The sequence below is a fragment of the Thalassolituus sp. UBA6592 genome (genome assembly GCF_002433655.1).
In the GTDB taxonomy this organism is placed as follows: Bacteria; Pseudomonadota; Gammaproteobacteria; order Pseudomonadales; family Oceanobacteraceae; genus Venatoribacter.
The window spans coordinates 1-14,792 of record NZ_DJIO01000054.1 but is presented as its reverse complement, the minus strand read 5'-3'; the positions used below and the strand labels follow the sequence as shown (position 1 = coordinate 14,792).

At 50.7% G+C, this 14,792-nt stretch carries 10 protein-coding genes, 1 pseudogene and 1 riboswitch; of the genes and pseudogenes, 5 read left to right on the top strand and 6 right to left on the bottom strand.

The window, feature by feature from the left end; translation table 11 throughout:
- From B2Z72_RS04840 to B2Z72_RS04820, 5 genes and pseudogenes are all read right to left on the bottom strand, one after another.
- Positions 1–597: pseudogene (locus B2Z72_RS04840) on the bottom strand (type III glutamate--ammonia ligase); the annotation flags it as partial.
- A 200-nt stretch (positions 598–797) separates the two neighbouring features.
- Entirely contained in the window at positions 798–1,580 is a 783-nt protein-coding gene (locus B2Z72_RS04835; RefSeq protein ID WP_296984074.1) for a creatininase family protein, read from the bottom strand.
- Positions 1,580–2,488 (bottom strand): ABC transporter ATP-binding protein, encoded by a 909-nt coding sequence (locus B2Z72_RS04830; RefSeq protein WP_349676740.1) that lies wholly within the window; start codon positions 2,486–2,488, stop codon positions 1,580–1,582. The genes B2Z72_RS04835 and B2Z72_RS04830 overlap by 1 nt, the downstream gene beginning before the upstream one ends.
- A gap of 16 nt (positions 2,489–2,504) precedes the next feature.
- Positions 2,505–3,455 (bottom strand): ABC transporter permease, encoded by a 951-nt coding sequence (locus B2Z72_RS04825; protein WP_296984073.1) that lies wholly within the window; start codon positions 3,453–3,455, stop codon positions 2,505–2,507.
- 159 nt (positions 3,456–3,614) lie between these two features.
- A complete protein-coding gene (locus B2Z72_RS04820; RefSeq protein WP_296984072.1) occupies positions 3,615–4,589 on the bottom strand; it encodes an ABC transporter substrate-binding protein in 975 nt (324 codons plus the stop codon).
- 530 nt (positions 4,590–5,119) lie between these two features.
- A riboswitch (guanidine-I (ykkC/yxkD leader) is annotated at positions 5,120–5,228 on the top strand.
- 188 nt (positions 5,229–5,416) lie between these two features.
- Here B2Z72_RS04820 and B2Z72_RS04815 point away from each other — a divergent pair.
- The 5 genes from B2Z72_RS04815 (at position 5,417) to B2Z72_RS04795 (ending at position 13,602) form a co-directional block, all read left to right on the top strand.
- Entirely contained in the window at positions 5,417–6,154 is a 738-nt protein-coding gene (locus tag B2Z72_RS04815) for an urea amidolyase associated protein UAAP1 (protein WP_296984070.1), read from the top strand.
- Positions 6,155–6,168: 14 nt separating this feature from the next.
- Positions 6,169–6,807, top strand: coding sequence for an urea amidolyase associated protein UAAP2 (locus B2Z72_RS04810; RefSeq protein WP_296984069.1), 639 nt, complete (start codon positions 6,169–6,171; stop codon positions 6,805–6,807).
- A gap of 121 nt (positions 6,808–6,928) precedes the next feature.
- Positions 6,929–10,555: an urea carboxylase gene (uca, locus tag B2Z72_RS04805; RefSeq protein ID WP_296983444.1), complete on the top strand. Its 3,627-nt coding sequence runs from the start codon at positions 6,929–6,931 to the stop codon at positions 10,553–10,555.
- A complete protein-coding gene (gene atzF / locus B2Z72_RS04800; RefSeq protein WP_296983442.1) occupies positions 10,552–12,363 on the top strand; it encodes an allophanate hydrolase in 1,812 nt (603 codons plus the stop codon). Before uca ends, atzF begins: the two co-directional genes overlap by 4 nt.
- A 102-nt stretch (positions 12,364–12,465) precedes the next feature.
- Positions 12,466–13,602 carry an ABC transporter substrate-binding protein gene (locus B2Z72_RS04795; protein WP_296983441.1) on the top strand — a complete coding sequence of 379 codons (1,137 nt, stop codon included), beginning with the start codon at positions 12,466–12,468 and terminating at the stop codon, positions 13,600–13,602.
- A 126-nt stretch (positions 13,603–13,728) separates the two neighbouring features.
- Here B2Z72_RS04795 and B2Z72_RS04790 read toward each other — a convergent pair whose 3' ends face one another.
- On the bottom strand, positions 13,729–14,640 hold the full coding sequence (locus B2Z72_RS04790) for a Dyp-type peroxidase (RefSeq protein WP_296983440.1): 912 nt from the start codon (positions 14,638–14,640) through the stop codon (positions 13,729–13,731).
- Positions 14,641–14,792 lie beyond the last annotated feature (152 nt).

Genomic DNA, 14,792 nt, shown 5'->3' with positions numbered 1-14,792 from the left:
TTCAAACTGACCGTTGGCATCTTCATGGTCGAAAGAATAAACATCCCAGCCCAGATCATTCATGCTGGTGACCATTTTATCCACCCATTTGAAGTTGCTCAGGAAAGCACGGGTGTCGTAACACGGTTTTTTCAGTTTGTCGTCCGGATCCGGAATTTCCAGCGTACCGTCTTCATTTTTCTTCAGCAGATACACTTCTGCTTCAATACCCAGGTTCATGCCGAAGCCCATTTCGTTGGCGTCTTCCAGTACTTTTTTCAGCAGTACACGGGTGTTGAGCATGTAGGGTTCGCCGTACAGCGTATTGTCTGCCGGCATCCAGGCAATTTCCGGCTGCCATGGCAGCTGGATGATATGATCCAGATCGGGAACAGAGGCAATTTCGTCATCGTTTGGTGCCTGACCCAGGCCATCCAGTGCGTAACCAGTGTAAAGTTCTGAACCGTGTGCCATATGGTGCAGGTGAGCGATCGGTACGATTTTGCCTTTGGGTACACCATGGATATCCACGTAAGTACCCATGCAATATTTTACGCCACGATCCTGCAGAGCCTGCTGAATTGCACTGATTTCTGCATCGGTTTTGGTCTCAATCATTTCTTTTACCTTTTAAGATGATATTGACCCGACTGAGCCGTTAGGGCGGCTAGCCTGAGATTTTCGCCGGGGTTATTTTCATAGCCCAGATGGGCGGCTCAGCTACTTAACTGAAACCACACCACCCGGGCTGGTTTAAACTCTGACAGAAACATTCCATCAGAGCGGGTAATCCAAGGGGTTACAAACGTTAAAAAGGGTTAATTAAAAACAGAGTCCGCCAGAATACTGTGGTGGTAACTCTGATCCAGTGGTGGCTCTTCACTGATGGCTTTGTTTAACAGCGCCGTCAGGTCATCACACATCCACGTAAATAATTGTTCTCCATCTGCAGCAGTTGCTGCCGACGGTTTACCGGTCACACCGTTTTTACTGGTACGGTTAACCGGATGGCTGAACACGCAGCCGTCGGTGCGGTCGGGATCGTCTGCTTCCTGCAGTTTATCCTCACGCACAATGCCAGGGTGCAGTGCCATCATCAGAGCTGTTTCGGCATGATTAGCGTGCCAGTCTTCAGCATCGTCATGATGAGCTTTTTTTACCCGCTCAGAAATCTGCGCGGTATGAACTAATGCGATCATTAAATCGTCGTAGCGGGCACGCAACATTTCCAGCGCACAACGCAGTGGCGCGGCATTGGTGACGTGACCGTTGACTAACACCAGACGACGGATACCGGATGACTGAACCCAGTTTCCCAGGTCAGTAATAACATCAATCAGGGTTTTCGGGTTCAGTGCCATGGTGCCCGGCCAGCGTTTGGAATGGCCCACAGAACAGCCATACGGCAACGTTGGCAGCAGAATAACCTCGGCTTTTTCTGCCACGGTTTTGCATAAAGTATCGGCAATGGCACTGTCCATACCACAGACCATATGCGGGCCGTGCTGTTCAGTAGCGCCGATAGGAAGCACCGCAGTCTGTATGCCCTGCTTTACTGCCGCAGCGACTTCTTCCCAGGTCATGTTAGCTAATTCGTACATCAGAACACGCTCCCTACATCGTCATTCACCGGCACCATACGCACCAGATTCAGATGATCGTCGTCGCCTTCTTCTGACGGCGGATGAATCAGATCTTCAATGTGTTTTTTGGTCGCCAGGAATTCCGGCGATAAAAACTGCTCAGGGCTGCGCGGCTGTGGTACAGGCACTTCCACCAATTCCTGTACTTCACCGGGATTGGCTTTCAGCACCAGAATGCGGTCCGCCAGATACACAGCTTCGTCGAGATCGTGGGTAATAAAGAACACAGTCACATCAATGTTCTTCCAGATCTCCATCAGATACGCCTGCATTTTTGCGCGGGTCTGAGCATCCAGTGCGCCAAATGGCTCATCCATCAGCAGTATTTGCGGACGGTTTGCCAGTGCACGGGCAATCGCCACGCGCTGCTTCATACCGCCAGACAGCTGATGCGGATAGCTGTTTTCAAACTTGCCAAGACCGATGAGTTCAATCCATTCCCGGGCTTCGGCTTCCGCGTGGTTTTTGTTCATACCGGATTCAATCAGGCCGAACATAATATTGCGTTTAACCGTCAGCCACGGAAACAGGGTATAACCCTGAAACACCATGCCACGTTCCGGACCCGGTTTGGTCACGGCCTTGCCGTCGAGTAATACCTGCCCTTCTGTTGCCTGTTCAAGGCCTGCCAGAATACGGATCAGTGTGGATTTACCACAACCGGAAGGACCAATCACACAGACGAATTCGCGCTTGTGAATTTTCAGGTCGATGTTTTTCAGGGCCGTCACTTCGCCGTGATGGCTGTTGAATTTTTTTGTCAGCCCTTTGACTTCCATGGTTACCGGGCGTTTTTTCAGTCGCTCAAAACGGTCACGGACTTCCGGGCTCTGCTGTTTGTAATCGGGTAAATTTAAATCAGTCATCATATTCTCCAATTACTTATTTAGTACCTTTCTGGTAAGGGAACAGACGACGTCCGATCCATGCCAGCAGCAGGTCAATGGTGAGGCCGAGAATACCGATCATCATGATGGCAGCGAATACGTTATCGAAGTTCTTGTAACGGGCCTGCTGAGTAATAAACCAGGTAATACCTGAACTGGTACCGATCAGCTCGGCAACAATCAGATAGGTCCACGCCCAGCCCAGCAGAATACGGATATCACGGTACAGATCCGGCAGAATGCCTGGCACAACAATTCGGAACAGCATGGAGCGGTTACCGGCACCCAGAGTCTGCCCGGCTTCCAGTAATGCCGGATCCAGTTTACGGGTGGTATTGGCAACCACCAGTACCTGCTGAAAGAAGGTTCCGATAAAAATAATGGCGATTTTCGGTGCCTGATAGATGCCCAGCACAGCTACAGCCAGAGCGCCAAACGCCGGTGCCGGTAGATAGCGGAAAAATTCAATAAAAGGTTCAAACAGGCGCGAGAAAAAGTCGTAAGTACCGGCCAGAATACCCAGTGGAATACCGATGATGGAGGAAATCACAAACCCCCAGAAAATCACCTGGATACTGCTCCACAGGCTTTCGTGCAACCAGAGTTCACTGCTGCGTTTCGGTTCGGTAGTGAACGCCGTATAAAAAGCAGTGACCACTTCATGCGGTGCTGGCAGATAAACCGGGTTCGCAGGCTCACCTGCGGGTGTAGCCGTGTTGTTAGCTTCTGCTTTTTCCATTTCTTTATAGAAGACATCCTTACCAACCAGCATATCTTCACGGAAATAACTGACAGAACCCGGATCGGTAATTTTCATATCCGGATGCCAGATAAAAGGCACATAACTGACCAGACACCAAAGGATTATTGGCAGGCCAAAGCTCATAAGAGCGACCAGAGTCCGGCTTCTTGGCTCCAGTGGTTTATTAACGGTGAACAATGACATATTCAGTGCCTTTTTAAATTTCGATATATCGTTTTCAACAGCATGTTACTTAGCATTTGGGCAAAACTTCCCTCTGCCACCTATGCGTGGCATATAACAACAGAGGGAGGAGCGCCGTGTTACCGGCGCAATACAGAGAAAGCTGCTCTGTTACTTCTATTACTTAAGGGATTCCATCAGAGATGGATCAATGTAATCGGCAACCGGTTGCTTATCAGCATAAACCTGGTTATCAACATTGAACTGGTCCGCAATTTCAGTGGAACCGTAAATAGAATCAAAGCCAGCGCCTTTTTTCATAAATGGCAGAGCTTCTTCCAGAGTCAGAATTTTGGTGCCTTTAATAAAGCCTTTGTATTCCTCTGCAGACAGACCTACACGGGCAGCCATAATAGAAACGGCTTCTTCGTGAGCTTTAGGATCATTCAGGAAATCAACAGCTTCGTACCAGACTTTGATCACTTTTTTCCACTCGTCGCGGTTAGCCGCCAGACTGGCAGGTGAAACAGCCAATACATCGTAAATCAGTCCTGGTTCGTCAGCACTGGTGAAGATTGGTTTGGAACCCGGAACCAGAGTCAGCGCCTGGCCGGAGCTTGGCTGCCATGCACCGATTGCATCCACCTGACCAGAAGCCAGAACCTGTGGAGTTTCGTTGGTTGGCACGTTAACCAGTTCAACGTCAGCTTCGGTCATACCCGCTTTTTCCAGACCTTTCAGCAGCAGCAGGTGGTCAACAAAACCGATTTCAACACCGATTTTTTTGCCTTTCAGATCTTTAATAGATTCGATACCCGGAGCACCGATGATCATGTCATTGCCATCGCTGTAGTCGTTTACCAGGATCATCACACTCTGAGCACCAGTAGAACCGGTAACCAGTGCATCACCATTTGTCATACTTACAGCGTCCAGCTGGCCTGCGGCAAACGCATCCATACTGGCAACGTAGTCGAACCATTCAAACTGAACGTCTACGCCTTCTTTCTCAAACATTTTCTTTTCGATCGCAATTTCCCAGGCTACCCATCCTGGCCAATCGCTGTAACCAATTTTCAGAGGCTCAGCCAATGCACTACCAGCCATCAGCAGTCCGGCGAACAAGGAACCCAGCATACGTTTCTTCATCTTCATTGGTGTCTCCCGGTATTACCATTTTTAGTTTTGGTAATACTGCCAAAAGCACCAAGCGTGCCATACCAGAGAATGAGATCCGAAAATTTTAACCGGATAAAATTCCTGACCAGTCAGTCAGGAAGAACCTGAGGCGCCGCCCCTTATGGTTTCAGTGCGTAAAAATACCGGCTATTTCGCCACAGAAAATTTTTTCATGGCTGGCCCCTTTTCGTTCGCCTGCAGACAAGTCTCTGTCGTATTCACCACTGTTTCCCATGATAAGGCTCAAGAATCGCACCATCATGAATCACAGTGAAAATAACATGCACCACAATAAGACCATAAGTGCGATTTATGCCCTGCCATGCGCCGCTAACGTAGCAAACAGGCCAGTCTATGACGGGCTGTTAAGCAGGGGCTTGTACAATGGCACAAACTTCGCTTTATACTAAGAGCGTCCGCAGCGAGATGCTCTGGACTCAACTACGCGGAATAAACAACGGTGCTGTCAGCACCCCCACAACTCTGCTCCGGCAACAGTTGCACATCAATAAGGGCACTAGGGTTCCGGCTGATACTTCAGCGACTGGACCGAGAGTGGCCGACCAGCCAGCAGCGTACTGGAAGGTTACACGGCGGGATAAAAGCCCGGGAGATCAACAGGATGGTGGTTCATACGAACTGTGTTCCATCATCGTTGTATCCGCATCCGTGAAACCTGAGAGGACGTTATGACAAAACATTTCATATCTTATTTATTTTCTTTCCGGAGCCTCTGTGCGCTGAACGCACGTCGTCTGCGCTCCGTCAATTTCTGCTTTCCTGGCCATCTGTAAGGAGTCGTTATGCACAATCAATTTATGCTGGGTGAACCCGTTTACGAAGATACCTTAGGTGGTGGCTGCCACTGGTCCATGCGCGTTAAGAAAGGCACTCTGCTGACCCTCACCGATGTTAAAGGTGGTGCCAATGTCGGCATGCTGTTCTACAACCCGTATGATCTGCTGGAAAAATACAACGCGCCGGACACACTCAAATGTCAGCATACATTCAAACTGACCGCCGGTAATTGCCTGTACTCAGATATGGGCCGTGTATTTGCTTCCATTGTTGAAGACGACTGCGGCTGGCATGACACAGTCTGCGGCAACCTGAACAAAGAAAACCTGCTGAAAAAATGGACCCTGAAAACCTATCAGGAAGCCCATAACGGCTGGACCAAAAATGGTTATGACAGTTTTCTGGTAGAGCTGGCCAAATACGGCCTGAACCGTAAAGACATGGCCGCCAACCTGAATTTATTCAGCCGCGTAGAAACCGATGACGAAGGCAATATGTCCTATGTAGACGGTGCCTCCAAAGCCGGTAATGCCGTTACCCTGCGTTTTGAGATGGACACCCTGGTAGTACTGCATACCTGCCCTCACCCACTCAACAATGCCGAAGAGTATCCGTTCCGTCCGGTGCACTACCGTTTGGCCAAAGCCAAACCAGTAGCGGAAGACGACGCCTGCAAAAATCACTGCGAAGAAAATCAACGCGGTTTTAAAAATAATTTCCTGTACAACTTTTGCGAAGCCTGAGAGGAGACAACACCATGATTAAAGAAAGCACTCTTCAACCGGAACAGGCCTTTTTCCGCGAAACCGTTCTCGCCGGTGATTATTTTATTCACCGTATTGAAGCCGGTCAGACCGTCCGCATTCTTGACCTTGAAGGTAATCAGGCTGCAGATACGCTGTTTTTTAACGCTGACGATCCAAGCGAGCGTTACAGCGCCCAGGACACTATCCGTGAACAGGGTAATGTTTACCTGACCGCAGGCTCTGTGCTGATGACCAATGAAAACCGCCCATTACTGGAAATCGTTGCCGATACCTGTGGCCGTCACGATACCTTGGGTGGAGCCTGTGCGACGGAATCCAATACCGTACGTTACTCGCTGGAAAAGAAATGCATGCACGCCTGTCGCGACAGCTGGATGCTGGCTATCGCAGAGCATGAAGAATTTGGTCTGGATAAAGCGGACATCACGCACAACATCAACTTCTTTATGAACGTGCCTATTACCAAGGAAGGCGGTCTGACATTTGCTGATGGTATTTCCGATGCCGGTAAATACGTGGAACTGAAAGCCATGATGAACACCATCATTCTGATTTCCAACTGCCCACAGCTGAACAACCCATGTAACGCCTACAACCCGACACCGATTGAAGTACTGGTGTGGGAATAACCTGCGCTGAAGGCAGAATACAGAAATAAGCAGCGTTTAACGCTGACTAAAATAAATTCAGGCAAAGGACGACCTTTGCCGGTACAGAATCCACCGGGACGACCCCGACAAGGTATAACGTATGTTGACCAAAGTTCTGATTGCTAACCGTGGTGCCATTGCGACACGCATCATCCGCACCCTGCGTAAAATGGGAATTCAGTCAGTGGCCATTTACGCCGACTGTGACGCTAACAGCCTGCACGTACGCATGGCGGATGAAGCCGTTTGTCTGAATCCGGATACACCGGAACAGAACCAGGCCCGTGATACTTACCTGAACATGGATCGTATTTTTGCCATCGCCGAACAGACCGGCGCCCAGGCAATCCATCCGGGTTATGGTTTCCTCAGCGAAAACGCCGATTTTGTTAATCGCTGTGAAGAAAAAGGCATTGTGTTTATTGGCCCGACGACAGAGCAGATTACCCTGTTTGGCCTTAAGCACCAGGCACGTGACCTGGCGGTGAAAAATAGCGTCCCGCTGTCACCGGGTTCCGACCTGCTCAGCTCACTGGATGCGGCTGTAGAAGAAGCGGCAAAAATTGGCTATCCGGTCATGCTGAAAAGCACCGCCGGTGGCGGCGGTATTGGTATGCAGCTGTGCCACAGCGAACAGGAACTGCGTGATGCCTTTGCCACGGTAAAACGTCTGGGTGCCAACAACTTCTCCAACGATGGTGTGTTCGTCGAAAAATTCATCGCCCGTGCCCGCCATATCGAAGTTCAGGTATTTGGTGATGGTCAGGGTAAAGCACTTGCCATTGGTGAGCGCGACTGCTCCAGCCAGCGCCGTAACCAGAAAGTGGTTGAAGAATGCCCTGCTCCACACCTAACTGACGACATTCGCCAGAAACTGTATGCCACCGCTGAGCGTCTGCTGAGCAGTGTTAATTACCGCAATGCCGGTACGGTCGAATTTATTTATGACGCTGATTCTGCCGAATTTTATTTCCTCGAAGTAAACACCCGCTTACAGGTTGAGCACGGTGTAACCGAAGAAGTGTATGGCATCGATCTGGTGGAATGGATGGTATCTCTGGCCGGCGGCCAGTCTCTGGATCTGGATCTGCAGCGCAAAACCTTGTCGCCTTCTGGCCACGCTATTCAGGTGCGCGTCTACGGTGAAGACCCGTATCGTCAGTTCCAGCCTGCGGCTGGATTACTGAGCAATGTGGAATTTGCACAAAAAGACGGTGTACGTATCGATACCTGGATTGAATCCGGTATTGAAGTGCCGCCTTATTTTGACCCAATGCTGGCGAAAATTATTGTTCACGAAAACAGCCGTGAACAGGCGCTGATTGCCATGCAGAATACGCTGGATGAATCCTCCATTTATGGTTGTGAAACCAACCTGGATTATCTGCGCTGCCTGCTGCGTGATGATGTGTTAGCAAAAGGCGAAATCACCACCCGCTACCTCAACGATTTCGTTTATCAGCCAGCCCGTATTGATGTGATTGCCGGTGGTACACAAACCACCATTCAGGATTTCCCGGGCCGTGCCGGCTACTGGGATGTGGGTGTACCACCATCCGGTGCGTTTGATACCCGTTCTTTCCGTCTGGTTAACCGCCTGTTGAATAACAGCAGCGACGCCGCCGCGCTGGAAATTACCATTCAGGGTCCGACGCTGCAGTTCAGCACCGATACCCGTATCGCGTTAGGCGGTGCGGATATCGACGCCAAACTTGATGGCAAAGCCGTTAATTTATGGCAGGTTATCGAGGTAAAAGCCGGTCAGACACTGGCTCTGGGCCGCGTGCGCAACGGTGGTGCCCGCTCCTATCTGGCCATTGCCGGTGGTATTCAGTGCCCTGAATATCTGGGTTCCCGTTCGACCTTTACGCTGGGTCAGTTCGGTGGTCACAGCGGCCGTGCTATCCGTGCCGGTGATGTTCTGCACATGAGCAAGGAACCTCTCGCTCCCATTACCACCAGCGAAGTTCCGCACGATCTGCAACCGGATCTCAGCAGTGAATGGCAACTGCGCGTGATTTATGGTCCGCACGGTTCTCCGGATTTCTTTACCGACAACGACATTACCACCTTTTTTGATACCGACTGGGAAGTGCATTACAACTCCAGCCGTACCGGTGTGCGTCTGATCGGACCAAAACCGGAATGGGCACGTAAAGACGGTGGCGAAGCCGGTCTGCATCCATCGAACCTGCACGATAACGCCTATGCATTTGGCAGCATCGACTTTACCGGTGATATGCCGGTGATCCTCGGTCCTGATGGTCCGTCACTGGGTGGTTTCGTATGCCCTGCTACCGTTATCACTGCCGACCTGTGGAAACTGGGTCAGCTGCGTGCCGGTGACAAAATCCGTTTTGTTCCGGTCAGTATTGCTGATGCGGTTAAACTTGAGGCGGCCAACAGCAAAGCCATCGAGAATTTAGAAACCATTATTACCGACGTCAAAGCGATTAAGGCAGAAAGTCCGATTCTGTCAACGTTAAGTGCGGAAGAATTCGGTGATGATATTGTTTACCGGGCTGCGGGGGACCACTTCCTGCTGGTTGAATACGGTGAACAGAAGCTGGATATCCGCCTGCGTTTCCGCGCTCACGCGTTAATGCAGTGGCTGCAGAAAAACCCGCTCAACGGTATCCGTGAATTAACACCGGGTATCCGCAGCCTGCAGGTGCATTACGACAGTCAGACCCTGTCCGTCACCGACCTTATCAATTATCTGCATTCCGCCGAGCGTTCATTATCTGAACAGCTGGCCGAACTCAGCGTGCCATCACGCATCGTGCATATCCCGCTGTCGTGGGATGACGAAGCCTGCCGCCAGGCGATTCAGAAATACGATCAGTCAGTGCGTAAAAATGCCCCATGGTGCCCAAGCAACCTCGAATTTATCCGTCGTATTAACGGCCTGAATTCCATTGACGAGGTAAAAGACATCGTTTTTAACGCCTCCTATCTGGTGATGGGTCTGGGTGACGTTTATCTGGGTGCTCCGGTGGCAACTCCAATAGATCCACGCCAACGTCTGGTGACCACAAAATACAACCCGGCCCGTACCTGGACTGCAGAAAACTCTGTGGGTATCGGTGGTTCTTATCTGTGTGTTTACGGAATGGAAGGCCCGGGTGGCTACCAATTTGTTGGCCGTACCCTGCAGATGTGGAACCGGTACCGTCAGACCGTTGAATTCAAAAAACCCTGGTTACTGCGTTTCTTCGATCAGATCCGTTTCTACGAAGTCAGCCACGATGAACTGATGAAAATCCGCAGCGATTTTCCACAGGGTCGTTACCCGATCAAAATCGAAGAAAGTGAATTCAGCCTGTCGGAATACGAAGCCTTTATCGAAGCAGAAAAAACTGACATTGATGCCTTTACTGAAAAACGTAACCAGGCCTTTGCTGAAGAACTGGAACGTTGGCACGCTGATGGCCAGTTCAATTTCTCGGTAGAAGAAGCAGAAACTGAAGAAACAGAAATCACCTGGCCGGAAGATGCCACGGTAATTGACAGTCCCGTTTCGGGAACTGTCTGGCAGACTCAGGTTAAAGTTGGCGATACAGTAAAAGCTGGTCAGCCGGTGATGATTCTTGAATCGATGAAAATGGAAATTGCCCTGCCATCGCCAGCAGACGGTGTGGTGACTCAAATTGTTCTTAATGAAGGCAGCCGGGTTAACCCGGGTCAGGCCCTCATTGTTATTGAAAATCCGGAGGAAAACGCATGAGCCAGCCACTGAATCTGTCGCTGTCGTATCTCAAAGCCGCCTACGCCAGTGGTGAACTGACCCCATCCGTTGTGATTGACCACATTCTTGATCGCGCGGCTGAGTACGAGGATTACAACATCTGGATTACCCGCCTGACCAAAGGCCAGATCCAGCGGTACCTTGATGCATTAAAAGACAAAGATCCGGCCAAATGCCCGTTATGGGGTGTGCCATTTGCAATCAAAGACAACATCGACCTGGCCGGCATTCCGACCACCGCAGCCTGTAAGGAATTTGCTTACACGCCGGACGATAATGCGTTTTTAATCCAGCAACTGATTAATGCCGGCGCCCTTCCTATCGGCAAAACCAACCTTGATCAGTTTGCAACCGGCCTGAACGGTACCCGCTCTCCATGGGGAGCCTGTAAAAACTCGTTCGATCCGGAATATCTGAGCGGTGGCTCCAGTGCCGGTTCTTCCGTGGCTGTTGCTCTGGGTCTGTCGACTTTCAGTCTCGGTACCGACACAGCAGGTTCCGGCCGTATTCCGGCATGTTTTAACAATCTGGTGGGGCTCAAACCAAGCCGTGGTCTGCTGTCAGCCACCGGGCTGGTGCCAGCCTGCCGCAGCCTCGACTGCATCAGCATTTTTGCCCTGAATGCCGACGATGCCAATGAAGTACTGGACGTTGCTGCCACCTTCGATGAAGCCGATGGCTACAGCCGCCGCAACCCATACAGCAACACCAAACGCATCTATGGTTGCGCCCCGGCACAACTGAACATTGGTGTGATCCGCGCCGATCAGCTGGAATTCTTCGGTGATGAAGAATACAAAACCTGCTACGAAAACACGGTAAAAGCACTGGCAGAAAATGGCGCGACATTAACCGAAATTGATTTTGCTCCTTTCTTTGAAGCGGCCAAACTGCTGTACGAAGGACCATGGGTGTCAGAACGTTACATCGCGGCACAACCGCTGATTGACGAAAACCCGGATGCCGTATTTCCGGTAGTGCGTGAAATTATCGCCCCGGGTGGCAAACCTAAAGCGACAGATCTGTTTAAGGCTCAGTATCGCCTGACCGAACTGAAGCGCATCTGTGATGATGCCCTGGCTCAGTTCGACTGTATCCTGACGCCGACAGCCGGTACGCATTTCACCATTGCAGAAATGCTGGAAGAACCGATTCTGCGCAACAGCCAGCTGGGTCATTACACCAACTTTATGAATCTGCTGGATATGACCTCGGTTGCCGTACCAACGGCTTTCACCGCTTCAGAAAAACCGTTCGGTATTACTCTGGTGGGTCCGGCGATGTCTGACCGCTGGCTGCTGTCGATTGCCAACCAGCTGGAGAAAGTATTCGTACTACCAATGGGTGCCACTCAATACAGCAAGCCATCGGTACCGGCTGCAGCAGCTGCAAATCCGGCCAGCATTGATGTACTGGTTTGCGGCGCGCACTTAACCGGTCTGCCGCTGAACTGGCAACTGACTGAGCGTGGCGCCACGCTGAAACAAACCACGACAACCGCTGCTGCCTATCGTATGTACGCTCTGGCCGGTGGTCCTCCGTTCCGCCCGGGTCTGATCCGCGATGATACCAATGGCAAAACCATTGACGTGGAAATCTGGTCAGTACCAGCTGAACAATTCGGTTCGTTTGTCGCTGGAATTCCTGCGCCACTTGGCATCGGTAAGGTAGAAATCGCCGATGGCAGTCAGGTCTGTGGCTTTATTTGTGAGCCTGCCGGCGTTGAAGGTGCAGAAGAAATCACCGACCATGGCGGCTGGAAAAACTGGATGAAGTCCAAAGCTTAAAAAACAGCAGATCAATAATAATAACCATAAAAAAGGGCGGAATATCCGCCCTTTCAATAATTAATATTTTAAAAATACCCATTAACCAAGACGGAAAGAAGCATGATACGGAAAATTTTGACGACGGTAGTATTCGCAAGTTTTTCTCTCAGTATATTCGCCCAACAGGAATCGGCTCCTCAGCCGCTGGCCCAGAAAGTCAGAACGCCTGTCGGAGAAGTAAAAGAATCCGATACCCTGCGTGTCCCCATGATTACCTGGGGCGGCGATATGGTTACCCTGCTGGCCAACGGTATGTCCACCGAAACACAGCCAGACAGCCCTATGGCTAAAGCCGGACTGAACCTTGAGCTGGTATTGCAGGATAACTTTGATAAGCAGCTGGAAGAGTATCTGTCTGGCCAATCGCCGTTTCTGCGCTGCACCATTGGTATGTGCAACCAGGCTCTGGAGCTGTTGAATAAAGATGAACGCACCAAGCCTGTGGTTATTTACCAGCTGACCTGGTCCCGTGGCGGTGACACCCTGGTCGCCAAAAACAACATCATGCGCGTTAAGGACCTGAAAGGAAAAACCGTTGCAGTGCAGGCTTACGGCCCACATGTGGATTTTATGACCACCCTGCTGCAACAGGCCGATATGACCATGGATGACATCAATATCAAGTGGATGCCGGATCTTACACTTTCCCCGGATTCCCCGCCGGCGGTACTGGATCAACCGGACGTTGATGCTGCCTTTATGATTATTTCCGATGCCTATGGCCTCACTTCCGGTCGCCGTGTTGGTACAGGCAAAGACGGTTCCGTGGAAGGTGCGCGCATGATTATTTCAACCATGTACGCACGCCGGGTGATTGCAGATATTTACGTTGTACGTTCTGACTATTTCCGCAAAAACCGCCAGAAAGTTAAGGATTTTGTAGAGGTAATGATGCAGGCCAACGCCGACCTGCAACCTTTGATGAAGGATCTGGACAATCCGAAAAAACTGCAGCTGCTGGAAGCTTCAGCAGATATTCTGCTGGGTGATAAAGCCGCCACGCCGGATATCGAAAACCTTTATTATGATGCGCAGTTTGTTGATCGTGCCGGTAATATCCAGTTTCTTGCTGACGATAAATACCCGCATCGCCTGGATGTGCTGAACAATAATATTCAGGATGCCTTTAACGCCATTGGTCTGATTAAAATTCATGCACCGATTGTGGCGGCGGACTGGGACTACTCGCAGTTTTAATCAGCGGATTACGCCTGTAAAAAAGATTACAGCGTGTAATAAAAAAGCCGGTTACCTGTTAAAAGGTAACCGGCTTTTTTATTTCTGGTTTACTTCTGGTTTACTTCTGAGAAAAACAAAACACCATCAGCCTCTGGCTAACAATGCCTCAAGATCAGACTGAGACGGCATAAACCAATATCCACCGGTTTTTGCGGTGGAATACTTCATCAGATGATCGCTATAACCATCGCCAGTGTTACCTAACATGCGATCAAGCTGAATGGTGATACGACTGAGATCACAGGCAAATGCGAGAAAATACAGACCGTGATCATCGGCACCACCATAAGGCGTGCTGCGGCGATAAATCTTCTGACCAACGCCATCGATTTTTACATCCGTACGGCTGACATGGGACGTCGGTGGCATGTCATCCCCTTCCAGCTCGATGTTGTCTGTTTTAGTACGGCCAATCACCTGTTGCTGTTCATGCACGCTGAGTTTATTGAAGTCACGCAGATGATGTTGCCATTTCTGCGTCAGCACGTAGGAACCACCAGCACCGGCTGCACCAGCAGGAATCTGTGCCGCATCCAGGCGCTTATCGCCTTTCGGATTACCGGTACCATCGACAAAACCGGTTAAATCCCGGGCTTCGCGGTTTTTAAAACCGGCCAGATCGAGTACACAGGACGCAACGTCTGCCATGGCATTGTGCACCTGCAGAACCGCATCCATAACGTCACCCTGATCTTCGCCGTGAATCCAGAAGAAGAGATCACTCTGAGTCGCAGGCATGGTGTAGCCGTTCTCACCCTTCAGCTCGGTAAACGGCTGCAGATTCTGTGGGCGCCATTGCGGGTTCAGCTGATCCCAGGCATCCGCCCCGAAACATACCGCGATATAGGCTCCAGCCAGCGGTTCCAGCGCAGCTTTCAGCGCCGCCAGCACAGCCTGCGGCTGCATTGGGGCAGTTAACGTCATTTCCAGATAATGGGCAGCGCGGCCAGGCTCTTCAATCAGACCGGGTTGCGCAGCGGGCAGAATTTCATTCACATCGACCTCCGACACACCGTGCGTTATGGCGTGTACTATACCACGATAATGCCAGCTACATGGCCACATGCATCAAGAGTCATTAAAACTCACTGATCAGAGCTTTGCTCTGTCTGCCGCGGAGCTAATCCAGAAGAACCCCGCCCGAAGAA

Bases quoted from the DNA above. Each gene is read 5' to 3' on its own strand.
- B2Z72_RS04835 (WP_296984074.1), bottom strand. From the start codon at position 1,580: ATGTACGAATTAGCTAACATGACCTGGGAAGAAGTCGCTGCGGCAGTA.
- B2Z72_RS04830 (WP_349676740.1), bottom strand. From the start codon at position 2,488: ATGACTGATTTAAATTTACCCGATTACAAACAGCAGAGCCCGGAAGTC.
- B2Z72_RS04825 (WP_296984073.1), bottom strand. From the start codon at position 3,455: ATGTCATTGTTCACCGTTAATAAACCACTGGAGCCAAGAAGCCGGACT.
- B2Z72_RS04820 (WP_296984072.1), bottom strand. From the start codon at position 4,589: ATGAAGATGAAGAAACGTATGCTGGGTTCCTTGTTCGCCGGACTGCTG.
- B2Z72_RS04815 (WP_296984070.1), top strand. From the start codon at position 5,417: ATGCACAATCAATTTATGCTGGGTGAACCCGTTTACGAAGATACCTTA.
- B2Z72_RS04810 (WP_296984069.1), top strand. From the start codon at position 6,169: ATGATTAAAGAAAGCACTCTTCAACCGGAACAGGCCTTTTTCCGCGAA.
- uca (WP_296983444.1), top strand. From the start codon at position 6,929: ATGTTGACCAAAGTTCTGATTGCTAACCGTGGTGCCATTGCGACACGC.
- atzF (WP_296983442.1), top strand. From the start codon at position 10,552: ATGAGCCAGCCACTGAATCTGTCGCTGTCGTATCTCAAAGCCGCCTAC.
- B2Z72_RS04795 (WP_296983441.1), top strand. From the start codon at position 12,466: ATGATACGGAAAATTTTGACGACGGTAGTATTCGCAAGTTTTTCTCTC.